At 67.0% G+C, this 24,754-nt stretch carries 23 protein-coding genes and 1 tRNA gene; 15 read left to right on the top strand and 9 right to left on the bottom strand.

Annotation, left to right across the window (positions count from 1 at the left end):
• The first annotated feature begins 179 nt into the window (after positions 1 to 179).
• Positions 180 to 2,264: a prolyl oligopeptidase family serine peptidase gene (locus tag ASE95_RS10270; protein ID WP_056635244.1), complete on the top strand. Its 2,085-nt coding sequence runs from the start codon at positions 180 to 182 to the stop codon at positions 2,262 to 2,264.
• Between the two features lie 40 nt (positions 2,265 to 2,304).
• Here ASE95_RS10270 and ASE95_RS10275 read toward each other — a convergent pair whose 3' ends face one another.
• The 5 genes from ASE95_RS10275 to ASE95_RS10295 all read right to left on the bottom strand — a co-directional run bounded on the left by ASE95_RS10275 (position 2,305) and on the right by ASE95_RS10295 (position 8,048).
• Complete coding sequence (locus ASE95_RS10275; protein ID WP_056635247.1) at positions 2,305 to 3,273, bottom strand: cation diffusion facilitator family transporter; 969 nt, start codon at positions 3,271 to 3,273, stop codon at positions 2,305 to 2,307.
• A gap of 53 nt (positions 3,274 to 3,326) precedes the next feature.
• Positions 3,327 to 3,998 carry a spermidine synthase gene (locus ASE95_RS10280; RefSeq protein WP_056635250.1) on the bottom strand — a complete coding sequence of 224 codons (672 nt, stop codon included), beginning with the start codon at positions 3,996 to 3,998 and terminating at the stop codon, positions 3,327 to 3,329.
• Positions 3,995 to 4,357, bottom strand: a complete 363-nt coding sequence (locus ASE95_RS10285; RefSeq protein ID WP_056635253.1) for a DUF6481 family protein — start codon at positions 4,355 to 4,357, stop codon at positions 3,995 to 3,997. The genes ASE95_RS10280 and ASE95_RS10285 overlap by 4 nt, the downstream gene beginning before the upstream one ends.
• Before the next feature lie 158 nt (positions 4,358 to 4,515).
• A complete protein-coding gene (locus ASE95_RS10290) occupies positions 4,516 to 5,607 on the bottom strand; it encodes a glycerophosphodiester phosphodiesterase (RefSeq protein ID WP_056635255.1) in 1,092 nt (363 codons plus the stop codon).
• 5 nt (positions 5,608 to 5,612) lie between these two features.
• Complete coding sequence (locus tag ASE95_RS10295) at positions 5,613 to 8,048, bottom strand: TonB-dependent receptor (RefSeq protein ID WP_056635258.1); 2,436 nt, start codon at positions 8,046 to 8,048, stop codon at positions 5,613 to 5,615.
• A gap of 307 nt (positions 8,049 to 8,355) precedes the next feature.
• On the opposite strand from ASE95_RS10295, the gene ASE95_RS10300 reads away from it, so the two are divergent.
• Complete coding sequence (locus tag ASE95_RS10300) at positions 8,356 to 9,210, top strand: type 1 glutamine amidotransferase (RefSeq protein WP_056635261.1); 855 nt, start codon at positions 8,356 to 8,358, stop codon at positions 9,208 to 9,210.
• Between the two features lie 3 nt (positions 9,211 to 9,213).
• Here the strand turns inward: ASE95_RS10300 and ASE95_RS17285 are convergent, their stop codons facing one another.
• Positions 9,214 to 9,378, bottom strand: coding sequence for a DUF2256 domain-containing protein (locus ASE95_RS17285; protein ID WP_443025452.1), 165 nt, complete (start codon positions 9,376 to 9,378; stop codon positions 9,214 to 9,216).
• 69 nt (positions 9,379 to 9,447) lie between these two features.
• Between ASE95_RS17285 and ASE95_RS10305 the strand changes: the two genes are divergently transcribed.
• Complete coding sequence (locus tag ASE95_RS10305; RefSeq protein WP_082450090.1) at positions 9,448 to 10,473, top strand: SMP-30/gluconolactonase/LRE family protein; 1,026 nt, start codon at positions 9,448 to 9,450, stop codon at positions 10,471 to 10,473.
• An 82-nt stretch (positions 10,474 to 10,555) separates the two neighbouring features.
• Positions 10,556 to 10,798, top strand: a complete 243-nt coding sequence (locus ASE95_RS10310) for a hypothetical protein (protein WP_156347963.1) — start codon at positions 10,556 to 10,558, stop codon at positions 10,796 to 10,798.
• A gap of 101 nt (positions 10,799 to 10,899) precedes the next feature.
• Here the strand turns inward: ASE95_RS10310 and mnmA are convergent, their stop codons facing one another.
• Complete coding sequence (mnmA, locus tag ASE95_RS10315; RefSeq protein WP_056635270.1) at positions 10,900 to 11,997, bottom strand: tRNA 2-thiouridine(34) synthase MnmA; 1,098 nt, start codon at positions 11,995 to 11,997, stop codon at positions 10,900 to 10,902.
• A 106-nt stretch (positions 11,998 to 12,103) separates the two neighbouring features.
• On the opposite strand from mnmA, the gene ASE95_RS17635 reads away from it, so the two are divergent.
• The 3 genes from ASE95_RS17635 to ASE95_RS10325 all read left to right on the top strand — a co-directional run bounded on the left by ASE95_RS17635 (position 12,104) and on the right by ASE95_RS10325 (position 13,092).
• Complete coding sequence (locus tag ASE95_RS17635) at positions 12,104 to 12,277, top strand: hypothetical protein (RefSeq protein WP_156347964.1); 174 nt, start codon at positions 12,104 to 12,106, stop codon at positions 12,275 to 12,277.
• Between the two features lie 102 nt (positions 12,278 to 12,379).
• Positions 12,380 to 12,682, top strand: a complete 303-nt coding sequence (gene sciP / locus ASE95_RS10320) for a CtrA inhibitor SciP (RefSeq protein WP_056635273.1) — start codon at positions 12,380 to 12,382, stop codon at positions 12,680 to 12,682.
• 152 nt (positions 12,683 to 12,834) lie between these two features.
• Positions 12,835 to 13,092: a GlsB/YeaQ/YmgE family stress response membrane protein gene (locus ASE95_RS10325; RefSeq protein WP_056635276.1), complete on the top strand. Its 258-nt coding sequence runs from the start codon at positions 12,835 to 12,837 to the stop codon at positions 13,090 to 13,092.
• Positions 13,093 to 13,155: 63 nt separating this feature from the next.
• Here ASE95_RS10325 and ASE95_RS10330 read toward each other — a convergent pair whose 3' ends face one another.
• A complete protein-coding gene (locus ASE95_RS10330; protein WP_056635280.1) occupies positions 13,156 to 13,890 on the bottom strand; it encodes an SIMPL domain-containing protein in 735 nt (244 codons plus the stop codon).
• A 163-nt stretch (positions 13,891 to 14,053) separates the two neighbouring features.
• Between ASE95_RS10330 and ASE95_RS10335 the strand changes: the two genes are divergently transcribed.
• From ASE95_RS10335 to ASE95_RS10365, 7 genes are all read left to right on the top strand, one after another.
• Positions 14,054 to 15,241, top strand: a complete 1,188-nt coding sequence (locus ASE95_RS10335; RefSeq protein WP_056635283.1) for an efflux RND transporter periplasmic adaptor subunit — start codon at positions 14,054 to 14,056, stop codon at positions 15,239 to 15,241.
• A gap of 13 nt (positions 15,242 to 15,254) precedes the next feature.
• Positions 15,255 to 18,464 (top strand): efflux RND transporter permease subunit, encoded by a 3,210-nt coding sequence (locus ASE95_RS10340; RefSeq protein WP_056635286.1) that lies wholly within the window; start codon positions 15,255 to 15,257, stop codon positions 18,462 to 18,464.
• A 45-nt stretch (positions 18,465 to 18,509) separates the two neighbouring features.
• Positions 18,510 to 19,760: a DUF445 domain-containing protein gene (locus ASE95_RS10345; protein WP_235528264.1), complete on the top strand. Its 1,251-nt coding sequence runs from the start codon at positions 18,510 to 18,512 to the stop codon at positions 19,758 to 19,760.
• An 88-nt stretch (positions 19,761 to 19,848) separates the two neighbouring features.
• Positions 19,849 to 20,982 (top strand): ABC transporter permease, encoded by a 1,134-nt coding sequence (locus tag ASE95_RS10350; RefSeq protein WP_056636219.1) that lies wholly within the window; start codon positions 19,849 to 19,851, stop codon positions 20,980 to 20,982.
• The gene (locus ASE95_RS10355) at positions 20,982 to 21,932 is read left to right on the top strand and encodes an ABC transporter ATP-binding protein (protein WP_082450045.1); all 951 of its coding nucleotides are present in this window, start codon (positions 20,982 to 20,984) and stop codon (positions 21,930 to 21,932) included. Before ASE95_RS10350 ends, ASE95_RS10355 begins: the two co-directional genes overlap by 1 nt.
• A gap of 3 nt (positions 21,933 to 21,935) precedes the next feature.
• Positions 21,936 to 22,901: an MlaD family protein gene (locus ASE95_RS10360; protein ID WP_056635290.1), complete on the top strand. Its 966-nt coding sequence runs from the start codon at positions 21,936 to 21,938 to the stop codon at positions 22,899 to 22,901.
• Complete coding sequence (locus ASE95_RS10365; RefSeq protein WP_056635292.1) at positions 22,898 to 23,503, top strand: ABC-type transport auxiliary lipoprotein family protein; 606 nt, start codon at positions 22,898 to 22,900, stop codon at positions 23,501 to 23,503. The genes ASE95_RS10360 and ASE95_RS10365 overlap by 4 nt, the downstream gene beginning before the upstream one ends.
• A 5-nt stretch (positions 23,504 to 23,508) precedes the next feature.
• Here the strand turns inward: ASE95_RS10365 and ASE95_RS10370 are convergent, their stop codons facing one another.
• On the bottom strand, positions 23,509 to 24,357 hold the full coding sequence (locus ASE95_RS10370) for a peptidylprolyl isomerase (RefSeq protein ID WP_200918788.1): 849 nt from the start codon (positions 24,355 to 24,357) through the stop codon (positions 23,509 to 23,511).
• Positions 24,358 to 24,450: 93 nt separating this feature from the next.
• Here ASE95_RS10370 and ASE95_RS10375 point away from each other — a divergent pair.
• Positions 24,451 to 24,541 (top strand) — tRNA-Ser (locus ASE95_RS10375).
• Positions 24,542 to 24,754: the final 213 nt, after the last annotated feature.

The raw sequence follows: 24,754 nt of genomic DNA on the forward strand, positions 1-24,754 counted from the left end.
GGTCGGCCGGTCATGGCTCGGATCGCTCCCACCGCATCGTCCGCCACATCCCCTCCCATCACGCTTGCGCCGGAACGTCTCCGACGGGGACGTGGTGTGAGGTTTGTCAACTTCCGCGCGGCCGCCGCTCGGCCGGCAAGACCCTTTCTCTCGATCGTGGCACGGGTTACCACGTCGCGATGAAACGCCTGATCCCGCTCGCGCTCGCCCCCGTTGTCCTCGCCGCCGCACCCGCCGCCGATCCGTACCGCTGGCTGGAGGAGATCGATGGGCCGCGCGCGCTGGGGCAGGTCAAGGCGTGGAATGCCGAGACCGAGGCGTTGCTTACGAAGGACCCTCGCTACGAACGGGATCGCGCCCGCGCGAAGGCGATCCTCGACGACGAGGCGCAGATCGCCGACGCCGACGCGGTGCTGGGCGATCGGGTGACGAACCTGTGGCGCGATGCGAAGAATCCGCGCGGGCTGTGGCGGATCGCCGCGCTGGACGACTATACCGCCGGCAAGCCGCAATGGCGGACGTTGATCGACGTCGACGCGCTGGGCAAGGCGGAGGGCAAGAGCTGGGTATGGCATGGCGCCAGCTGTCTGGAGCCGGATTACGCGCGTTGTCTGGTACGGCTCAGCCCCGGCGGCACCGACGCGCAGGTGGTTCGCGAATTCGATCTCGCCACGGGCCGGTTCGTCGACGGCGGCTTCGTCCTGCCGGAGGCGAAGAGCGACGTGGCGTGGGTCGATCGCGACACGTTGCTCGTCACCACCGATTGGGGAAAGGGGTCGCTGACCACCTCCGGCTACCCGCGTATCGCCCGGCTGTGGAAGCGCGGCACGCCGCTCGCCGCCGCGACGACGGTGCATGAATCGCCCGCCAGCGCGGTGGAGGTCAGCGCGGGATCGTTCGTCGATGCCACCCGCCGCTGGCCGGTGGTCAGCGTCGGGCATACCTTTTTCGAGCGCGAGTTGCTGGTCCAGGCCGCCGATGGCCGTTTCGTGCCGCTGGGCCTGCCCAAGGGCGCCGACGTGCTCGACGTGATCGACGGGCGCGCGGTGGCGAAGCTGAACAAGGCTGCGGATGGCTTCGCTGCCGGCGCGCTGGTCGCATGGCCGCTGCACGATATCGTCGCCGGGCGTCGTACACGCGGCGAACTGGTGATGGCGCCGGGCGACAAGCAGGCGATCGAGGAAGTGTCCGCCAGCGATCATGTGTTGTGGGTCAAGCTGCTCGATGACGTGTCGGGCCGGCTGCTGGCGCTGCGCCGGCAGGGCGACGGGCGCTGGACGCCGACGCCGGTCGCGCTGCCCGACAACAGCACCGTGCATCTCGGCACCACCGCCGGCCAGCGCGACACGGCGTTCGTGACCGTGGAGGGGATGCTGACCCCGCCGACGCTGTATGCCGTGCGCGCGGGGGCCGCACCGCGCACCGTGCAGGCGCTGCCCGCCCGCTTCGACGCCACGAAATATCAGGTGGTGCAGCGGTTCGCGACCTCGCGCGATGGCACGCAAGTGCCCTATTTCCTGGTCACGAAAAAGGGCGCGGGCGCCCGTGCGCCGGCGCTGATCCACGCTTATGGCGGCTTCCGCGCGGCGCAGACGCCGACCTATCTGACCGGCCAGCCATATCGCGCCGGGCCGCTGGCACTGTTCTGGGTCGAACAGGGCGGGGCCTATGTGCTCGCCAATCTGCGCGGCGGCGGCGAATACGGGCCGCGCTGGCATCAGGCCGGGTTGCGGGAAAAGCGCCAGAACGTGTTCGACGATCTCCATGCGGTCGGCGACGATCTGGTCCGCACCGGCGTGTCGACCAGGGGGAAGATCGCCATCTCCGGCCGCTCCAACGGCGGGTTGCTGGTCGGTGTCGCGATGCAGCAGCGCCCGGACCTTTACGGCGCGGTGATCGCCGGGTCGCCGCTGGAGGACATGCAGCGTTATTCGCATCTGTCGGCGGGCGCGTCGTGGATCGACGAATATGGTGATCCCGACAAGCCGGCGGACTGGGCATTCATCCGCCGCTACTCGCCGTACCAGAACGTCAAGGCCGGGGTGCGCTACCCCCCGGTGCTGTTCTATCTCTCGACCAAGGACGATCGCGTCCATCCCGGCCATGCGCGCAAACTCGCGGCGCTGCTGAAGCAACACGGTAACCGTGTGTATTTTCACGAGTATCTTGAGGGCGGCCATTCGGTCGGGGCCGACCATGCGGAGGATGCACGACGTGCGGCGCTGCTCGACGCCTTCCTGCGGCGGGAATTGATGGGGAAGTAGCCCGAACCGGACGCCCGGTGCCGGGGGTGGCGGAGCGGGACTATACCCGCCCGTCGTCCGCCAGCGCGCAGGCCGCGCCGGTTTCGACCTGCAAGGTCGCATGGCCGATCCCGAACCGGTCGTGGAGCATGGCCTGCGCAGCATGCAGGAACCCGTCGCCGGGGTGACCGGCGGGCATCGACAGATGCGCGGTCAGCCCCGGTTCGGTGGTCGACATCGGCCAGATGTGCAGATCGTGGACGGTGGCGACGCCCGGCAGCGTGGCCAGCGCCTCCTTCACCCGGTCGTAGTCGATGCCGCGTGGCACGGCGGCCAGTGCCATCTCCACCGTCTCGCGCAATAATCCCCAGGTTTGCCAGAAGATCACCACCGCGATGACGAGGCTGGTCAGCGGATCGATCCACGCGATCCCGGTCAGCCAGATCGCCGCCCCCGCTGCGACGACCCCCGCCGATACGATCGCGTCGGCCAGCATGTGGAGGTACGCGCCACGCACGTTGACATCGCCCTTGCGTCCCCTGGCGAACAACCACGCGGTGACGGCGTTGACGACGATTCCCGCCGCCGCAACCGCCGAGACGCTTGGTCCGGAAACCGGCGCGGGTGCGCCGAAGCGCTGCACCGCCTCCAGCGCGATCGCGCCGATCGCGACCAGCAACAGCAGGGCGTTGGCGAGCGCGGCGAGGATCGTCGACCCCTTCAACCCATAGGTAAAGCGCTTCGACGGTGCGGTCCGCGCCAGCGCCGCCCCGCCCCAGGCGACGGCGAGGCCAAGGACATCGGACAGATTGTGCCCGGCGTCCGCCAGCAGCGCGACCGACCCGAACAGGAAACCGGCGGCCCCCTCCGCGACGACATAGGCGAGGTTCAGCCCGATGCCGATCGCGAATACATGGTCCCAACGTTCCGGCGGGGCATGATGTGCATGGGAATGGCCGTGGCCGTGGCCGTGGCCGTGATCGTGGTCATGCCCGTGGCCATGCCCGTGGTGGTGATGCCCGGAAACCATGCATCGCCCTTATCATCGCGCCGCATCAGAAGGAACGGCGTCGGTACGGATGCTTAGTGGCGGATGGCGAACCAGATGACGTGGGTCGCGCCCTTGCCGTTGTCGCGGGCACGGACCTTCACCTCGTCCACCGCGAACCCGCTGTCCGCCAGCCGCCGTGCGAAGCGCGGATCGGGCGCGGCGGACCATACCGCCAGCACGCCGCCGGAGCGTAGGGCGCTGCGCGCCGCGGCGAGCCCGCGTGGACCGTACAGCCCGTCATTGCCCGGACGGGTCAACCCGTCGGGGCCATTGTCGACATCGAGCAGGATGGCATCGTAACGGCCGGAACCGGCCCGGATCGCCGCGCCGACGTCGCCGATCTCCAGCAGGACGCGGGGGTCGTCGAGGCAGTCGGCGGTCAGCGCCGCCATCGGCCCGCGCGCCCACTCGATGATGCCGGGCACCAGTTCGGCGATGGTGACACGCGCCTTGGCATCCAGCCGTCCAAGGACCGCTCGCAACGTGAAGCCCATGCCGTAGCCGCCGATCAGCAGGTGCGGCGCAGGGCGATCGGCGATGCGGTCGCACGTCATCGTGCCGAGCGCCACTTCCGAGCCGCTCATCCGCGTGCTCATCAATTCGTTGCGGTCGAGCACGATCATGAAGTCGGCACCGCGGCGGAACAGCCGGAGCGGCGGGCCGTCCGGCACCTCCGCCACGCCGACCAGTTCCGGGCGAATCACTTCTTCTGACGGGCCTTGCGTGCGGCGTACCGCGCGTCGCGAGCGGCCTTGAGTTCGGCGGCCGTCGGCAGGACCGGCGGGCGCTTGGACGCCGCGGCGGCCTCTGCCGCGGCCGCTTCCTCGGCGGCTGCCTGCGCGCGCGCCTCTTCCTTGGCGGCCTTTTCGGCCTCGATCGCGGCCTTGCGTGCAGCGCGCTTTTCCGCCTCGGCGGCTTCCTTGGCCTCGCGCGCGGCCAGACGCGCAGCGACCTCTGCAGGATCGGGGGCGGCCTTGTTCTTCAACGCGTCGAGTGCGCGAGCCTTCGCGTCGCGGGCGGCGGCGGCGCGCTCGTTGAAGTCCGGGGCCTTGTAACCTGCCATGCTGCGAGAATCTCCTTGGGTACGACGATAGCGCCGATGGCGGCAAATAGCACAACGGCCCCGCATCGCTGCGGAGCCGTCGGGAGCGCCCGACGAGCGCTAGCTGCTGGACCGGCGGGCGTGATTTATACGTCCACGGCCGCGACCACGCAACCGCTTTATCGGCCGCCGTCGACCGCGGCCCGCCCCAGCGCGGGGTCGTCGGTGAAGAACGCGTCGATGCCCAGCGCGATATAGCGGCGCATTTCCGCGATCGAACCGGCGGCGCTGCGGGCGTTCTCGTCGCCGCCGCTGCGGAAGTCGGCGGCGACGAACCGGTTCTCCGGACGGAAGGTCCACGGGCAGACCTGTAGCCCGGCGGCATGCGCGTCGGCCACCAGCGTGGTCGGCGCGGCAAGCCGGCCAGCGGCGTCGAGCGGGATCAGCGCACGGGTATTCGGCGCAACGACATCGGCGTAGCCCGCCATTTCGCGCAGCCCGGCGGGCGCGATCATCGCGCGGTAATCGAGCGTCCCGTTCGCCCGAACCACGTCGGCGGGGCGCTGCGCGGGGCCGCCGATCAACTGCACCAGCCGGACGTTGCCGCCAGCCGGCACTTTGCCGCGCAGGTAGCGCAGGTTCGCGACCTCGAACGACTGGACCTGCACCGGTGCACGGCGGGTATAGGCATGCGCGGCCAGCACTGCGAGAAAACGATCCTCCGGCGGCAGGCCGGCGCCGGCGAAATAGGTGGAGTGCTTGAGTTCGGGGACCAGGCCGATCGAACGGCCGCGCGCCGCGGCCTCGGCCGCGGTAAAGTCGATGATCTCGTCCAGCGTGACGATCTGGAACGCGTCGTCATAGCCGCGACTTTCCGGTCGCACCGCGCCCAGCCGCTCGCGGGCACGCAGCGTCTTCAGCTCGGCGAGCGTGAAATCCTCCGTGAACCAGCCGGTCTGCGCGTCGCCGTCGATCGTTCTGGTAGTCCGGCGATCGGCGAAACGCGGATGATCGGCGACGTCGGTGGTTTCGGCGATGTTGTTCTCGTGCCGGGCCACCAGCACCCCGTCTTTGGTCGGCACCAGATCGGGCTCGATGAAGTCCGCGCCGTCCGCGATCGCCTTGGCATAGGCACCCAGCGTGTGTTCAGGGCGTAAAGCCGACGCGCCGCGGTGCGCGAACACCAGCGGACGCGGGGCGGGCGCGGCCGCCCCGCCCGAGGTCGCAACCCCCAGTGCCAAGGCGGAGCCGATGGCGGCGCGGCGCGTCATCACGCTCAGAAACCGGCGCTTAGCGTGACGAACGCCTGACGCGGTGCCAGCGGGAAGAAATTGTACGTGCCCGATGCGGCAGCGATGCTCAGCGTCGAATATGCCTTCTTGTCGGTGATGTTGGTGATGTTCAGGCTGACGTTCAACTTCTTGGCCAGCCCTGTGCCGGACACCGGCAGGTCGAAGCCGACGCGGCCCGACAGCGTGAAATAGCCCGGCACCCTCAGGTCGTTCGTGAACGTGGCATATCGCCGACCGATGTAGTCGCCGATAAGCTGCAACTCCAGCCCGTCGCCGCTCAGCGTCGCGACCGTCTTGTTCAGCCAGTCGGGCGATCCCGGCACCTTCTTGCCCGCCGTCGGCACCACCGTTTGCGCAGCCCCCACGGTGTAGTCGTCCGCATAGCGCGAGTTGTTGTAGGACAAGGCGTTGTACAGCGAGAAACGCTGGCCGAAACGCAATGTCGCCGCCGCATCGACGCCGTCGGTGCGCACGCTGCCGACGTTGGCGATGATCGGCGCGCCGCTGATGATCGCGGTGATCGTCTGCGTCGGACTGATCGCCAGCAATCGGTTCGAGAAGTCGACGTGATAGTAACTGATCTGCCCCTCGAACCCGGTCAACGGGCCAAGATCGAGCGCGCGGCGGGTGCGGATACCGCCTTCGTAGGTCCAGCTGGTCTCCGGCTTGGTATTGTCCTTGAAGAATTCGAACAGTGTTTGCGTACCAAGCGCGAACGGCGACAGGCCGGCGGCGGCGCTGGTCTGGAACTGGCGGATGTTCTTTTGCGCGTTGACGAACACCTGTTCATGGTCGGTCGCATCCCACAGCGCGCCGGCTTGCGGCAGGAACCATTCGTCGGTGTCGATCCGTCCGACCGGCAATTCGCGCGATCCGGTGAACGATCCGGGGATCGGCTGCACCGGCACGCGCTGGCGAGCGCGCTGGAAGGTGCTCTTGAACCCTGCCTGCAGGGTGAGGGTCGGAACGACCTTCCATGCGTCCTGGATATGCGCCTGGATCTCGGTCACCCGGATCTCGCTGCCATATTGCGTGATGAGCGGGTCGGCGAGGTCGCCGGGCCGTTTGTACGGCGACGATGGATTGTCGATGTCCAGCGCGTACCAGCGGCGATAGGCGGCGGAGCTCTGATGCTCGTACCAGCCGCCGAGTTCGATCTGGTGGTCGCCCAGTTCGGCGCGCAGCGTGGAAATGCCACCCGCCCGGTCGATGCGATATTCGGTGGTGCGGGTGGCCAGATCCGAACCGCCGAAGATCGTCGACAGTCGCGCCAGATTGGTGGCCGAGGTCGGGCTGCTCCCCGCGACGCCGGGATAGTAGAAGGAGAACAATTGCGGCAGCCCGGCGACGGTTATCGGACCGGCGACGATGCCGACACCATCATTGTGGTGGAAATAGGCCTGGTTGGAGAAGGTCACCCCGTCGCTCACGCGCCAATCGTATTTCAGATAGCCGAGATAATCGGTGCGCAGCGCGGCGCTGTAATAATTACTGTAGTTCGCGCCCGCCGCGGCATAGCTGGCAGCGCCGTTATAGGGCTGCTGATTGGCGAGATAGGCGCGAGCCCGCGTGAAATCCGGATACAGGAACGGGCGGATGTAGGGCTGGTACGTCTGGGTGGCGGAGACGACCGTCGCATCCTCGTTCGGCTCGGCCTTGTCGGAAAAGGCGAAGTATGCGGTCAGTTTGCCGGCAGCATCGTCGTGGACCAGCTTGGCATTCGCCTGCCAGCCCTTTTGATAGCCTTCGAAATCCCAGGCCCGCGCCCGCTGGCGCACGCCCGAGATGTAGAAGCGCGTGTTCTGGCCGATGTCGCCGCTGTCGAGGCGAACGTAGCTGCGCGTCGAATCGTAGCTGCCGACGCTCTGCGCGGCGGTGATGCCGAAGTCGACGTGCGGATCGCCGGTGAACGTGTCGATCGTCCCGCCGAGATTGCTGGTCGAGGCGGTGCCGAGGTCACCCGCACCCGATGCGAGCAGCACGCGCCCGACATTTTCGGAGATCACGGCCCGTTGCGGGCTGAGGCCGTTGTAATTGCCGTATTGCTGGTCGCCCAGCGGCACGCCGTCGAGTGTGTAGCCGAGCTGTTGCGCGTTGAAGCCGTGGACGAACAGCGAAATGTTCTGTTCGTTGTTGCCCCACGGATCGGCAGTCAGATACGTGACGCCGGGCAGCGTCTGAAGCGCCTTGAGCGGGCTGATGCCGGGGAGGATCTTCTGGATCTCGGTCCCGGTGATCTGCGCGACCGACCGGGTTGCCGCACCGGTCACGACGATGTCGCCGCCGGCCGGTTCGGCTGCGGCGGCGGGCACCGCCGCGTCGTTTGTCGGGACGGGCGCGGTCGAGAGGCTTTGTGCCAGCACGGGGCTGGCCGCGCACGCGAACAGCGCGCTGCCGGCGAGCAACATCGAACGAAGCATGATCTTTTCCCTTTACGTGTCGCGTCTTGGCTGACGCGGCATTGTGATCCGGCCTTGGGCGCGGCTGTTTGCGGGCGCGTTACCGATCGGTTGCACGTTCGTGACGATCGCGCGGCGGCGGCGTGACAATCGCGCCCATGGGCCTTGGCGGGCGAAAGTTCGTCCGACATCGCTGCCCCTCCGCGATGCGCCTGGAGCGTTGCCGCCGGGCGCGGCCCCCCCCGGCGGTGGCGTTACGGGGACCGCGGCGGCTTAACGCCGGGTCGTGCGTTGGCGCGGTTCCCCAGACGTGGAAAGGTGAGCGATCATGCGTCGATTCCTGGTCGCCGAGAGCGAGACCCCCGACGAGCGCGCTGCGCGCCGTGCGCACACCGGGCAAAGTTCGGGCGAAACCTATGCCGATACGTTGCGTCAGCTGGATGCCGGGGCGACGATCGAAATCTGCCAGCCGGCGGACGTGGACGCGCCGGTGTTCACCCCGGACGGTCTGGCGCGCTACGATGCGGTGTTCCTCACCGGATCCCCACTGCACGTTTACGACGACACGCCCGAGGTGCGCCGGCAGCTGGCGTTCATGCGCGCGGTGTTCGCGTCGGGAACGCCGTCGTTCGGATCGTGCGCCGGGTTGCAGGTGGCGATCGTCGCGGCCGGCGGGAGTGTGCGCAAGATGCCGCAGCGGATGGAGGCGGGCTTTTCGCGACGGATCGTCGCTACCGAAGCGGGACGGGCGCATCCGCTGCTGGCAGGCCGGCCGGCGACGTGGGACGCGCCGGCGGTTCACGGCGACGAGGTGGAGACGCTGCCCGACGGTGCGACCTTGCTGGCCGGCAACAACGTGACGCGGGTTCAGGCGGTCGAGATCCGTCATGACAAGGGCGTGTTCTGGGGCGTGCAATATCACCCCGAATTGTCGCTGGGCGAGATCGCGATCGCGCTGCGTCGGCAGGCGGATGGCCTGATCGAGGCGGGGCTGGCCGAGAAAGAAGAGGAGGTCGCGGAGCGCGCCGACGTGATCGAGGCATTGCACCATGCGCCGGAGCGCCGGTCGCTGCGTTGGCGACTGGGCGTGGATGGGGAACTGGCCGACGTCGATGGGCGACGGCGTGAGATCGTCAACTTCCTTGCGTCACTGCCGACGATCGACCGGCGCGGCGCGCGGTAGCTGTCATGCGGGGCGTTCGCCCACCCCGCGGCAGCGATCCGAGCAATATTTCACCGCATCCCAGTCGCGTGCCCATTTCTTGCGCCAGGCGAACGGCCGATGGCAGCTCGCGCAGATCTTTTCGGGCAGATGCGGTTTCTTGTGCGCCATGGCACCATCAACAGCCATTGGCGGTCGCTCGATCCCGGTCGGCGATGCTACGATCGCGCGTTGGATGGACGACAAGGGAGCGGGATGATGCGCACAGAAGCAGGCGGGCCGGGGCGGCGCGTGGTGGTGGCCGGTCTGGCGGGGGCGATGCTGTCCGGGTTCGCGCCGGAGGTTGTCACGGCACGGGTACGGCGGCTGGCTCCGGCGTTCGACCGGATCGTCGCGGCGGACACGCCGGTCGAGGTGATCGCGACCGGCATCCGCTGGGCTGAGGGGCCGGTGTGGGTAGCGCGCGATGGCGGCTATCTTCTGTTTTCGGACCCGCCTGCCAACATCGTGCGCCGCTGGTCACGCACGTCGGGGACGGCGTCGTTCCTCTCGCCCTCGGGCGCGCCCGATCCCGACCCCGCGATCCTGCGCGAGCCCGGTGCCAACGGGCTGGTGCTGGATCGTGCGGGACGATTGCTGATCGCCAACAGCGGAGGACGCTCGCTCGACCGCGTCGATCTGGCGACGGGGCGCAGGACGGTGCTGGTCGATCGCTACCGGGGCAAGCGCTTCAACAGCCCCAACGACATGCATGTCGCGCGCGATGGAGCGATCTGGTTCACCGATCCACCCTACGGGTTGAAGGGTGAAGACGCATCGCCGGCACGCGAGATGGACGTGAACGGCGTGTATCGCTGGCGCGAGGGAGGTGAGGCGGTGCTGGTGGAAGCGGGGCTGACCCGCCCCAACGGCATCGCGTTGTCCCCGGACGAGCGCCGCTTGTACGTAGCGGTTTCCGATGCCGCCGATCCGCGCGTGATGGCCTATGATCTCGGGCGGGACGGCATGCCGACCGCCTCCCGCGTGCTGGTGTCGGGCAAGGCGGCGCATCAAGCGGGGAAGCCGGGCCTTCCGGACGGGATGAAGGTGGCCCGCGATGGCACCCTGGTGTGCTCGATGCCGGGGGGGATCATGTTCCTGACACCGGAGGGAGAAGCGATCGGCATGATCGAGACGGGCATGGCGGCAGCGAATGCGGCGTTTGGCGAGGGCGGCCGAGCGCTGTTCATCACCTCGTCCGATCGCGTGCTGCGTGTTGCGCTGCGTTCCGGCTGGCAGGGATAACCGCACCTATTGATATCCCATGGATGTGGTGTAGTATCGGTGGGCGATAGCGTGCGGCTGTCGGCCACGAAGGGGATGTGCGTTGATGAAGAAGATCGTTTTGGGCGTGTCGGCGGCGGCGTTGGCCCTGTCGCTGGGTGCTTGCGGCTCAAAGACCACCGCCAACGACAGCGCGGTCAATGCCGACTTCGGCAACGAGATTGCGCTCAACGACGCGCTGCCGGTAGATGAGAACGCCTCCACGCTCGACAATGCCGAGGCCGCGGCGCTGCCGTCGAACGCGGTGGATGGCAACGACACCGGGGTGGCTGCCAACGCATTCTGATGCTCTTACGGACGGCCGATACAGGGCAGTCCGTCACTTGGACCGTCTGGAGTTGCTCCCTGACGAAACTGGCCCGGCACCTCGCGGTGCCGGGCCTTTTGTCAGGCGGCGGCGAGCGCCGGCTCGGTCGCTGCGATCCATCCGCCGCCGAGTACGCGGTCGCCGGCGTACAGCACCGCCGCCTGGCCGGGAGCGACGCCATATTCCGGCGCATCGAAGATCAGCCGGTCGCCATCCATTCGCGCCGGAACCGGCTTCGCCATCGAACGCACCTTGGCGGTGAGCGGGCCATTCAGCGGACCCAGTACGTTCATGCCGTCCAGCCGTGCTGCCGCAACGGCCAAAGCGATACGGGGACCGACGACGACGCGCCGCGCCTCTGCCTCAAGCCGGACGACATAGAGTGGCTCGGCGCTTCCGCCGATCTCCAGCCCGCGCCGCTGACCGACGGTATAGTGGACCAGTCCACGATGTTCGCCCAGCTTGCTTCCTGACAGATCGACGATGTCGCCGCCCGTCGCCGCCTCCGGCCGCAATTTCTTGACCAACGCCGCATAGTCGCCGTCGGGGACGAAGCAGATGTCCTGACTGTCGGGCTTGTCGGCGACCATCAGCGCCAATTCGGCGGCCAGTTCGCGCACCCGCGGTTTGGGTAGCCCGCCTAGCGGGAAGCGGAGGAAATCGAGCTGCTTCTGCGTCGTGGCGAACAGGAAATAGCTTTGGTCGCGTGCCGGGTCGGCGGCACGGTGCAACTCCGCCCCGCCAGCGCCCTCGACGCGGCGGACGTAATGACCCGTGGCGAGACAATCCGCGCCGAGATCGCGGGCGAGTGCCAGAAGGTCGGTGAACTTCGGCCCCATATTGCACTGGACGCAGGGGATCGGCGTACGTCCGGCGAGATACTCGTCGGCAAAACGATCGACCACGTTCGTGCGGAAGCTGCTTTCGTGGTCGAAGACATAGTGGGCGATGCCCAGCTTGTCGCAAACCGCGCGTGCATCGCGGATGTCCCGACCCGCGCAGCATGCGCCGGCGCGTTTGGTCGCTTCGCCGTGGTCGTATAATTGCAGCGTGACGCCGATCACTTCGGCACCGCTGCGCGCGGCCAGCGCCGCAACGACCGAGCTGTCGACCCCGCCCGACATCGCCACGACGATGCGCCGCGCGCCCGGCGCGAGCTGAAATTCACCGCTATCCATGATGATAGCATCATACAGCCGCCCCGACCCGCGCGTAAACCGAAATGAACGAAGCGTTTCCAACGACTTTACGCGCCCTTCAGACCGAGGCGGCTAGGATCGCGACATGACTCCTGAACCGCCTTCTCCCGATGCACCGCTGCTCGATAGTTTGCGTGCCCGTCAGCGTGCCTCGCGCACGGCGCAGGTCGCGCGCGCGCTCGACGTTTCGCCCCCGCCGCCCGGCGGGGCGTTCAACGCCGATGCCGCCGCCCGGCTCTCCAGTTGGAAGCAGCAATGAAGAGGTCGTTTACCGCACCGCTTTAGGAGCCGTTCAATCCATAGCCGTTACGCAGCAGTCACGACATGGAGATGGGGTCACGGCCCCGAACCGAGGTTTGGAATGATCGAACAACATAATAGCATTCGTCCTGTAAAGGTGATCGGCCCGTTGGGTGAGCCGTTGACGCTCGACTCGCTGCCGCCGTCATCGACGACGCGGTGGGTGGTCCGTCGCAAGGCCGAGGTGGTCGCCGCGGTAAGCGGCGGCTTGCTGAGCGTCGACGACGTCTGCGCGCGCTACGGCCTGACGGTAGAGGAGTTCGCCGGCTGGCAACGCGCCATCGACCGATCGGGGATGCCCGGGCTGCGGGTCACCCGCATCCAGCACTACAAGTCGTTGTACGAACGCCAGCAGAAATTCTGATGCGACCGGCCCCGTCCCGTACCGGAACAATGCGGAACCCCCGCTAACACAGGTTTCGGACTAAGGGATTACGGGGCCGGAACAATGTGCCGAGTTCGTGAGTAATTCCCGCCAGAGCAGCCACTTTGGGCGCATCTGAGGGGAGTTGTAACATGGGTATCATTCTTTGGCTTATCATCGGCGGCGTCATCGGCTGGTTGGCCAGCATGATCATGCGTACCGATGCGCAACAGGGCATCTTCCTGAACATCGTCGTCGGGATCATCGGTGCGTTCCTCGGCGGTCTGATCTTCTCGGGCGGGTCGATCAACAACGCGCCGCTGACGATCTACTCGTTCCTGGTTTCGCTGCTGGGTGCGGTCATACTGCTGGCGATCGTCAATCTGGCACGTCGCGGTCGCGTGCGCTGAGCCAGCGTCGCAGCGGAAGCACTTGATAGCGGCCGCCCGGGCGAACCGGGCGGCCGCTTTCGTTTATTTGAGAAGGAAACGAACGTTGACCGCAGCGGTCACGTCCGTTTCGCCCGGAAGCACCGTCGTTTCGGCATCCGCGGACTGCACCATGCTGGCGCGCATCATCGGCATCATCGGCGGCCGACCGCCACTGTTTTCACCGGCCTCGTCGATGCCGACGATCCGCGTCACCGACAATCCCGCGGCCCTGGCGTAAAGTTCGGCGCGGGCGCGGGCGCGGGCGACCGCCTGGCTACGCGCCTCGTCCAGCGCGCTCTCGGGGTCTGACAGAGACAGATGCGGGCCGTCGATCTGGTTCGCACCGGCCCGCACCAGCGCATCGAGCACCGCTCCAGCGCGCGCGATCTCGCGGAACCGGATCGTCACCGTATTGCTCGCCTGATAACCGGTGATGACGGGCGGCTGTTTCTCGGCATATCGATACTGCGGCGACAGCGCGACGTTGCTGGTCGACAGGTCGCGCGCCGCGATCCCGGCCGCCTTCAGCGCCTTCGTCACGGCTTCCATTCGCCGTGCATTGTCGGACAAGGCATTGGCCGCGACCGTCGCCTGGGTGACCACGCCCGCGGTGATCGTCGCCAGATCCGGGGTCCGCGACACACGCCCCGTCGCGCTGACGTTCAGCAACGCGCCTTCCGGTACGATGGCCGCAACCGGTGACGTCATCTGGGCCGCAGCAGGCAGGGCCATGCCCGCCCCGATGGCCAGCGTCACGCCGGTCAGCATTCGATACATGCGGAAATCTCCCTTGATCCTTGTCAGCCGGCCTTTGCGATGGCGCGGCGGAATGCAAGATGAACGGGACAGGGCGTTGCAAAGATTATAAGAAACCTCACGTCGTCCGCCGCTTGCCATGGTGACGTATGCGTGTAATACACGCGGGCGTGAAGGGGAAATCATGACGTATCAGGGCGGGGAGATGCAGGGCGAGCAGCTGGTGATCGAGGATCGGTCGCCACGTCGGCGTCGGCGCTGGCTGCTGATCGGTGGAATCGCCCTGTTGCTGGCCGCCGCTGCCGCATGGTTCTTCACCCGGTCCAGAACGTCCGAGGCGGCACCTGCCACCGCCGCCAGCCAGGCTCCGGCCGTCACCGTGATCGTTCCGGGCGCGCAGCAGGTCGTGCGCACCGTCAGCGCCACCGGCACCCTCGCCGCGACCCGTGAGATGCCGGTCGGCGTCGCCGGAGAAGGCGGCATGGTGTCGCGCGTACTGGTCGAACCGGGGCAGTGGGTGCGTGCCGGACAGGTGCTGGCGACGATTGATCGCTCGGTCCAATCGCAAACCGCGGTGTCGCTCGCGGCGCAGATCAACGTGGCGCGGTCCGATCTGACGCTCGCTCAGTCCGAACTGGAGCGTGCGCAGAGCCTGGTCGACCGCGGCTTCATCTCCAAGGCGGACGTACAGCGTAGGATCGCGACGCGCGATGCTGCGCGTGCCCGTTTGCAGGTGGCGCAGGCGACCTTGTCGGAGCAGCGCGCGCGCAATGCACGGCTCGACATCCGCGCACCGGCGGCCGGGCTGATCCTGACCCGCGGGGTCGAGCCGGGGCAGATCGTCAGTTCGGGCACGGGCATGCTGTTCCGCATGGCCAGGGGGGGCGAGATGGAGATGCGCGCGCAATTGTCCGAGGGCGACTTGCAGGGGGTGCGCGTCGGTTCGCCCGCGAAGGTCGTGCCGGTCGGCGATACGCGCGCCTTTTCGGGCAGCGTGTGGCAGGTGGCGCCGGTGATCGACCCGCAGACCCGACAGGGTATCGCGCGCATCCGGCTGTCCTATGACACCGCGCTGCGGCCCGGCGGCTTCGCGTCCGCGACGATCACCGCCGGCGGGGCGACCCAGCCGGAGCTGCCGCAATCCGCGCTGCTGAGCGACGATCGCGGCAATTACGTCTATATCGTCGACGCGCAGAACAAGGCGCAGCGGCGCGCCGTGACGCTGGGCAGCGTCGCCGAGGATCGGGTGGCGGTGGCCAGCGGGCTGACCGGCGACGAGCGCGTGGTGCAGTCCGCGGGCGCGTTCCTGACCCCCGGTCAGATGGTGCGTCCGCAACGCGCCAAGGCGACCGGCAAGACGGCCGCGCGGTAAAAGGACGGCATTCATGGGCTTTCGCAACATCTCCGCGTGGTCGATCCGCAACCCGGTGCCGTCGATCGTCCTGTTCCTGATGCTGACGGTGGCGGGGATCGTCAGCTTCATGCGGATGGACATCAACGAACAGCCCGACATCGACTTCCCGATCGTCTCGATCGACATCACCCAGCCCGGCGCCGCCCCCAGCGAGCTGGAAACCCAGGTGACGCAGCGTGTCGAGGCGGCGGTGCGCTCTCTGGAGGGCATCGACGAAATCCAGTCGTTCGTGTCGGAAGGCACGTCGACCACGATCGTCCAGCTCGACATCGGCACGCCGATCGACCGCGCGGTGAACGAGGCGCGCGACGCCATCACCCAGATCCGCGGCAACCTGCCCGAGGGCATTCTGGAACCGCAGGTCGCGCGGGTGAAGATCAACGACAACGATCTGGGCAGCTATACCGCGGTCGCGACCGACATGACGTTGGAGCAGCTCAGCTGGTACATCGACAATACGGTTACGAAGGAGCTGATGTCGGTGCCCGGCATCGGATCGGTGACCCGCAATGGCGGAGTCAGCCGCGAGATCCGCGTGATCCTCAACCCCGCACGGCTGGCCGCGCAGGGGCTGACCGCCAGTCAGATCAACGCCCAGCTGCGACAGGTAAACCTCAACGCACCGGGCGGGCGCGCCGAGATCGCCGGTGCGGAACAATCGGTGCGCGTGCTGGGCAACGCCCGAACCGCCTATGAACTGGGCCAGTTGCAGATCAACGTCGGCAACGGTCGCACGATCCGGCTGTCCGACGTGGCGACGGTCCGCGACCTTTACGCGGAACAGCGTTCGGCCGCGTCGGTCGACGGGCGGCAGGCGCTGTCGTTCGACTTCACCCGTGCGAAGGGCGCATCGGACGTTACCGTGTTCCGCGACGCGCGCGCCAAGCTGGAGGCGCTGGAGAAGCGGAACCCGCAGGTCAGCTTCAAGCTGCGTCTGGACGGGTCCAAATATCCGCTGGAGCAGTTCAATACCGCCATCCACGCGATGATCGAGGGCGCGATCCTGGCAGTGATCGTCGTGTTCCTGTTCCTGCGCGACTGGCGGGCGACGATCATCTCGGCGCTGGCGATCCCGCTGTCGGCGATCCCGGCGTTCTGGTTCATGGACCTGATGGGCTTCACGCTCAACAACATGACGATGCTGGCGCTCAGCCTGGTCGCGGGCGTGCTGGTCGACGATGCGATCGTCGAGATCGAGAACATCGTCCGGCATATGCGCATGGGCAAAAGCGCGTATCAGGCGTCGATCGACGCCGCGGACGAGATCGGGCTGGCGGTGCTGGCGACGACGATGGCGATCGTCGCGGTGTTCCTGCCGGTCGGACTGATGCCGGGCATCGCCGGCCAGTTCTTCAAGAACTTCGGGCTGACCGTCGTGGCGGCGGTGCTGATGAGCCTTGCGGTGGCTCGGCTCATCACCCCGATGGTCGCGGCCTATTTCCTGAAAGCCGGCGGGCACGTGGAACATGGCGGCGGGCCGTTGCTGAACGGGTATCAGCGTTTGCTGGTGTGGACGCTCGACAGCACCGCCGCGGCGCGTGCGCGTGCCAAAGGCGGGGTGCACCGCGTGCTCGGCTACTGGCGGGATCACCGGCTGTGGATGATCGGCGCGGGCGTGCTGTCGTTCGTCCTGACCGTCGCGATGTTCGCCACCTCGGCGATGACGTTCCAGCCCGCGCGCGACATGCCGCGTTCGACCGTTACGATCACCATGCCGCCGGGCAGCACGCTGAACGCCACGCAGGCGGTAGTGGATCAGGTCTATGCACTGATCCGCCGCCAGCCCGAGGTGGAGAGCGTCTACACCCGTACGCTGGTCGGATCGGGTCGCGTCACCGCGCAGCTGCGTGAAAAGCGCGAAAAGACCTCGACCGAGTTCGAGCGCGCACTGTCGCCCGATCTCGCGAAGATCGCCGACGCGCGCGTCAATTTCCAGTCGCAGTTCGGCTGGGGCGACAACAATCGCGACGTGTCGATCACGCTGGGCGGCGACGATCCGGTCGTGCTGCGCGAAGCGGCGGACCGGCTGGTCAAGGAAATGGGGACGATCCCCGGCCTGCTCGCACCGCGCATCGCAGGCGACCTCAATCGGCCGGAGATCATCATCAAGCCACGGCTGGACCTGGCCGCCAGCCTTGGCGTGACGACCGCGGCTTTGTCGAACGCGATCCGGATCGCGACGATCGGCGACATCGACCAGAACAGCGCGCGCTTCTCGTTGAACGACCGGCAAATCCCGATCCGCGTCGCGTTGGAGCAAAGCTCGCGCTCGCGGCTGGCGACGATCCAGAACCTGCCCGTCCCGACGCTGACCGGCGGATCGGTGCCGCTGAACCTGGTCGCGGAGATCGGGTTCGGTTCCGGCCCGACCCGCATCCAGCGCATCAACCAGCAACGGCAGCTGACGATCGGCGCAGACCTGAGTCCGGGACAGACGATCAGCGTCATGTTGCCCAAGGTCAAGCAGTTGCCGGCGATGAAGAGCCTGCCGATCGGCGTGGGCGAACTGAGCGTCGGACAGGCCAAATGGCAGATGGAGATGCTTCAGAACTTCATCATCGCGGTGACGGCAGGCGTGTTCCTGGTCTTCTCCGTTCTGGTGCTGCTGTATCGCCGGCTGTTGCCGCCGCTGGTCAACATGGCGTCGTTGACGCTGGCGCCGTTGGGCGGTTTGATCGCCCTTCGGCTGACCGGCAATCCCTTGTCCATGCCCGTGTTCATCGGGCTGCTGATGCTGCTGGGGATCGTCGCGAAGAACTCGATCCTGCTGATCGACTTCGCGCTGGAGGAGATGCAGTCGGGCGTGCCATCCTATGATGCGATCGTCGACGCCGGGCACAAGCGTGCGCAGCCGATCGTGATGACCACGGTGGCGATGGTGGCGGGCATGGTGCCGACCGCGCTGTCGCTGTCGGGCGACGGTGCGTCACGCGCCCCGATGGGGATCGTGGTGATCGGCGGTCTTATCGTCTCCACCCTGCTGACGTTGCTGATCGTGCCGGCGGCGTTTTCGCTGGCGATCGGGGTGGAGCGGCGGGTCGGGCCGTGGCTGGGCCGGCGGCTGCTCACCTATCGTCCGGGCGATGGCGATCCGGTGATCGACCATGTCGCGCAAGATGCGATCGGCGCGCCGCACGGGCGGATACCGTTCCGCGGTGAGGGTTCGCATCCCGCGGAGTAACGGGCGGGGTGTGAACTTCGGCGCGGATCGGGGATTGTTACGGCAATGATCGTTCGCGCCGCTCCCCCACCTGCTGCCCTGATCCGGATGCGCCGCGTCGCCACCGGCTTGCTGGTTCTGATGGCGGCGTCGTTCTTCGCGTCCCGCGCGCTGGAGCCGCGTCATCCCGCTTTCGGTTTCGTTCGCGCCTTCGCCGAAGCGGCGATGGTCGGGGGATTGGCGGACTGGTTCGCCGTCACCGCGCTGTTTCGCCATCCGCTGGGCCTGCCGATCCCCCACACCGCGATCATTCCGCGCAACAAGGATCGTATCGGCGACCAGCTGGCGCAATTCCTGCGTGAATATTTCCTGATTCCCGCGGTGGTCGCGCGCCGGATGCAGCGGATCGACGTCGCCGCCGCCGCCGGGCGCTGGCTTGCCAACCCGCGCGGGGCGGGGGGCAGCCGGCTGACGCGCGGCACTTCGCGGCTGGCGATCGAGGTGCTGCAGGCGCTCGATCAGGAACGTCTTGGCGGCATGGTGCGCGCAATGCTGGTGACGCGGGTGCGTGAGACGGAGCTGTCGCCGATGCTCGGCCGCGCTCTGTCGGCGGCCATCGCCGAGGATCGCCATCGTCCGGTGATCGATGCGCTGATCCGCTGGATGCGCGGTGCGTTGACCGACAACGAGCATCTGGTGCGGGCGATGGTTCATGACCGCGCCGGCGCGGTGCTGCGCTGGACCGGTCTGGATGGGACACTTGCCAACAAGATCATCGACGGCCTCGACAAACTGGTTGCCGATATGGCGGACAATCCCGACCATCCCCTGCGTCTGAAGGTCGAGGAATCCATGGCCGGCATCGCCGAGCGGCTTCAGCACGAACCCGGAATGCGTGCACGGGTCGAGGATCTGAAGATCGAGTTGCTGGAAAATCCGGCGATGCAGGACTGGATCAACGGTCTGTGGGAACAGGCACGGGCGGCGATGTTGCGCGCCGCGCGCGATCCCGATGCACTGATGCGCGGCAAATTGGGCGATGCGCTGCAACAGCTGGGCGCGACCTTGCAGAACGATCCGCGACTCGGGCGGATCATCAACCGGTTCGTGCGCCGCACGGCGGTGGGCGCGGCGGCGGATTACGGCGATGCGATCGTCCGGCTGGTATCGGAAACGGTGCGGGGATGGGACGCACGCACGATCACCGCGCGGCTGGAGAACGCGGTCGGCAAGGACCTGCAATTCATCCGTATCAACGGGACGTTGGTCGGTGGGATGGTGGGCGTGGCCATCCACACGATCGACGTCGTTTTGTGAGTGGGCGATCACAAAAGGAATACGCGCGCGGAACGATCGCCGGGTTTGGCGCTTGTGACGGGATGAGCTTTGCCGCATGGACCAATCGATGAGTGCGGCAGCCGACTTCAGCGTAGCGCGCGACGACGATCGCGACGGAGCTTCCGGAGGCGGCGGGCAGGTGCTTCGCTTCACTGGCGATCTCTCGCTTTCGCGGCTCGGAGATCTGCCGGCGCGCTTGTCGCGGCAGGACGGTGACATCGCCGCCATCGATCTGTCGCAGGTCGAGCGGATCGACACGATCGGCGCCTGGGTGATCCATCGGTTCGCCCGTGAGCGGCAGGCCCGGATCGAGGGGCTGAGCGGCGACGGTCAGAACCTGCTCGAACAGGTGCAGGCCGCCGATCAGCCGGTGCAGATGCGCCCCCAGTCGCACTCCGCGTTCCGGCGCGTGCTGGGCGAAGTGGGGGAGGCAAGCGCACAGGCGGGGCGTACAGCGCTCGGCTTGCTTGCATTCATGGGCGAGACGATGATCGCCTTTTGGGGCGTGATGCGCCATCCCAGCCGCTTCCGGTTCAACGCGACGGTCCAGCGCTTCGAGGTGGTCGGCGTGTCGGCGCTGGGCATCATCGGCCTGATGAGTTTTCTGATCGGCGTCGTCATCGCGCAGCAGGGCGCCGTGCAGTTACGCCAGTTCGGGGCGGAAGCGTTCACGATCAACCTTGTCGGTCGCATCTCGATGCGGGAACTGGGCGTGTTGATGACCGCGATCATGGTCGCCGGCCGATCGGGTTCGGCGTTTGCGGCGCAACTCGGCACGATGAAGCTGACCGAGGAGATCGACGCGATGCGGACGATCGGGGTGTCACCGATGGAGGCGCTGGTTCTGCCGCGCACGATCGCCGCGGTCATGCTGATGCCGCTGCTGGGCTTCTATGCATCGATCACCGCGATCATCGGCGGCGGTCTGTTGTGCTGGTTCGCGCTTGGTATCCCTCCGGTCGCCTTCGTCTCGCGGATCCGGGAGGTCGTGCCGATCACCGACGTCTATGTCGGGTTGATCAAAGCGCCGGTATTCGGGGCGATCATTGCGGTCGCCGGCTGCTTCCAGGGAATGCAGGTCAAGGGCGATGCCGAGCAGGTCGGCCTCAAGACGACTTCGGCAGTCGTGCAGGCGATTTTCATGGTGATCGTCGTCGACGCGTTCTTCGCCGTCTTCTTCGAACAGATCGGCTGGATCTGATGCCGCAGAACAATCGCGCCCGCGCCGACGATGCGCCGATCATCAAGGTCAGCGGGCTGCGCAATGTCTTCGGGGATCAGGTGATCCACGACGATCTCGACCTCGAAGTCCGGCGTGGGGAAATTCTCGGCGTGGTTGGCGGGTCCGGCACCGGCAAGTCGGTGCTGATGCGGTCGATCATCGGCCTGCAATCGCCCAGCCGCGGAGTGGTCGACGTTTTCGGTGAGCCGACGCTGGATCGCAGCGAACTGGATACCGTCGAGATAAGGAAGCGCTGGGGCGTGCTGTTCCAGGGCGGCGCGCTGTTCTCGACCTTGACCGTCGCCGAGAACGTGCAGGTGCCGTTGCGCGAATTCTATCCGGAACTTGACCTGACGCTGCTCGACGAGATCGCATCGTACAAGGTCGTCATGACGGGATTGCCCGCAGACGCCGGCCCGAAGTTCCCAGCGGAGCTGTCGGGTGGGATGAAGAAGCGTGCGGGGCTTGCGCGCGCGCTGGCGCTCGATCCGGAATTGCTGTTCCTCGACGAACCGACCGCCGGCCTCGATCCGATCGGTGCAGCGGCGTTCGACGACCTGACCAAGTCGCTTCAGAAGACCCTGGGTCTGACCGTGTTCCTCATCACCCACGACCTGGATACACTGTACGCGATTTGCGACCGGGTGGCGGTGCTGGCGGACAAAAGGGTCATCGCGGTCGGCACGATCGACGAACTGCTGGCGCTGGATCACCCGTGGATTCAGGAATATTTCAATGGCCCGCGTGGGCGCGCCGCCGTTTCCTCGCAAGAGCGTAGCGCCGAACGGGCAGCTATCGCGAACTCGGCCGGGATGGCGCAATCGCCGGGCGCGACGACGCACGATCATGCGCGGCACGGCGGGCCGACTGACCTGACCAAGACGGACGACGTCACCAGGCCGGCACATCGGGCCGGCGAGAAGGGCTGAGAGATGGAAACGCGTTCGAACCATGTCCTCGTCGGCGCGGTGGTGCTGATCCTGCTGGCGCTGGTTGCGGTATTTACGGTGTGGATCGCGCGGATCGGTGGGGCTGAGGAGCGTGACTACGACATCTTCTTCCGTCAGGCGGTCGACGGGCTGGCCAAGGGGTCGTCGGTCACGTTTTCAGGCGTCCCTTCGGGTCAGGTGAAAAGCATATCGCTGTGGCAGCCTGATCCACAATATGTCCGCGTGCGCATCAGCGTGAATGACGAGACGCCGATCCTGCGTGGCACCACGGCGACGATCCTGGGCAGCTTCACCGGCACCAGCACGGTCAGCCTCGATGGTGCGACCAAAGGCGCGCAGCCGATCGCCTGTCCCGAAGGCGAAGCGGCGAAAAGCGTATGTCCGCTGGGCGTGCCGGTCATTCCGACCAAGACCGGCGGGATCGGCGCCATCCTGAATTCCGCACCGCAATTGCTGGAGCGCCTGTCGACCCTTACGGAACGGTTGACCGGCATGCTGAGCGACCGCAACCAGGCGTCGATCGCGGGCATTCTGGACAACACGAACCGGTTGACCGACGCGCTGGCCGATCGCGGACCCGAAATCGCGGCGACGCTGGCGCAGACCCGCGTCGCGATCGCGCAGGCCGGGAACGCGGCCGAACAGATCGGGGCGCTGGCCCAGACCACCAACGGCGTGCTCGCCAACGACGTGCAGCCGGCGATGGCCAATCTAAACAAGGCGATCACCGCCGCGCAACAGAGCGCCGAGACGCTGAACGGGGCGATCGGCGACGCACGGCCGGGGCTGACGACCTTCAGCAAGCAGACCATCCCGCAGGTAAATCAACTGGTGCGCGACCTGCGCATCACCGCTTCCTCGCTGAAATCGATTTCGGAGCGAGTAGAGCAGGGTGGTGCCAGTTCGCTGGTGGGGCAGCCGGCGCTGCCGGACTATAAGGGGAAATGATCGTGCGTCCTTTCGCGAACAAGCTCCTGGTCGTCGCCGCGCTGATGCCACTGGCGGGGTGCATCCGGTTCGGGGCGGCGCCACCGCCCTCGTTGCTGACGATCGCACCGCAGGTGCAGCCGACCGTGGGAACCGGGCAGAGCTCGGCAACCGGGCGTTCGATCGTGGTCGAAGTGCCCGCCGTTCCCCAATCGATCGCCGGCACGCGCGTGCCGGTGCAGGCGACCGACACGTCGATCGCCTATATCAAGGACGCGCAATGGGCCGAGCCGCCGGCACGGCTGTTCGCGCGCCTGTTGTCGGATACGTTGACGGCGCGCGCGCAGATGGTCGTGCTGTCGCCCGCGCAGTCGATTGACGATCCCAGCGCGACGCTGAGCGGCGAATTGCGTAGTTTCGGGGTCGATGCCACGCGGCGCGAGGCGGTGGCGATTTACGACGCTACGTTCATGCCGGCTGGCAAGACCAACGTGGAAAAGCGGCGTTTCGAGGCACGAGTGGCGGTCGGCGAGATCGACGCCGCGCAGTCGGCAGTGGCGCTGAGCCAGGCCGCCAATCAGGTCGCGCAGCAGGTAGCCGACTGGGTCGCCGCGCAACGCTGACCCACTCAGCGAGCGCGCCGCACCTCCAGCGGTATCTCACACACGTCGGCGCCACCCGAGCCGATTGTGGGTGCCGGTGGGTTCTCCCTGTGACGAACGAGCGCTGCGAAGCGGATGTTATCGGCTGCACGATATTCGAAGCGCGGGCGCGTGGCGAGGGGCATGTCGCTGGCCAGCGCGACCGAAATGATCGTTGTCCGCCCCTTCGCATCGCCGAGAACACCCATCGGCGGCGGGCCTCGCGTAAGTGCCGACAGGTATGACATTCCCTCGATCACCCGACCGGCCACTGCATAGTTCCGGTCCAGGCGACGAGCCGACTGCCCGATCGGCGTGAACAGCTCCGCTCCCGTCCCCGACGTCGGCGGCGCGTCGCGCGCCACGCCCACCATGCCGTAGCAGTGCGTAAGCCATTGATGCCCCCGCCCGTCGCTTGCCACCGGCCAGCCATCTGCGGTGATCCCCGCAACCGCCGAGTGCGTGTCGGTTCGCGACATCCGCTGTGCGGGCCTGAAATGGGCAATCTCGAACTCGGGCGTCACGCTGCTGGCTACACCGCTCGGCAACGTCTTTTTCTCCGTGGCGTCTCCCCATTGCGTCACCCAATTTTCCTGCACCCGGTAAACGCTTTCGCCGTTCCACCAGCCCGCCGTCGCCAGCCGGCTGATGTTATCGACGTGCGCAGGCGAGAGTTCGGCGGCAAGGCGGATCACCACCACCCGATCGCCCGACAACCGCATCACAAGCACTTCATCGTCCGGGATCGTGCGCCAGTCTTGCGGTAACGGATCGTGTGGCAAGGGTGTGGTGGTCGCGGCCTGGAGCAGCGAGAGCAGAGAGGCCAGCAGGGTCATGGCACATAGCGTGACCCATTCCGCACGACGGTGCAATCGAGCAGCTTGCGTTGCCGCGTTCCAGCCACTAGGGCGAGCACTTCCATGCTATGCGGAGCGGTGGCCGAGTGGTCGAAGGCGCTCGCCTGGAAAGTGAGTATACGTCAAAAGCGTATCGAGGGTTCGAATCCCTCCCGCTCCGCCACTTCGGTCCCCGGCTGGGCGCCGCCGATGCCTCTCCTTGCGCGAGTCAAGAGCATCCTGAGCAGGTCGCTTTCCCATCACATCATGCGGGGATCTCGACGCGCCGGGCGAGCGCGCGCAGGTAATCCCGCCGATAGTCGCCTCATCGCGCCGCACCCGTTCGCGCACCGCGTCTGACGACCGGCCGACCATCCCAGCCGTGATCTCCCGTTCG

This window comes from Sphingomonas sp. Leaf231, from assembly GCF_001421995.1.
Taxonomy (GTDB): Bacteria; Pseudomonadota; Alphaproteobacteria; order Sphingomonadales; family Sphingomonadaceae; genus Sphingomonas.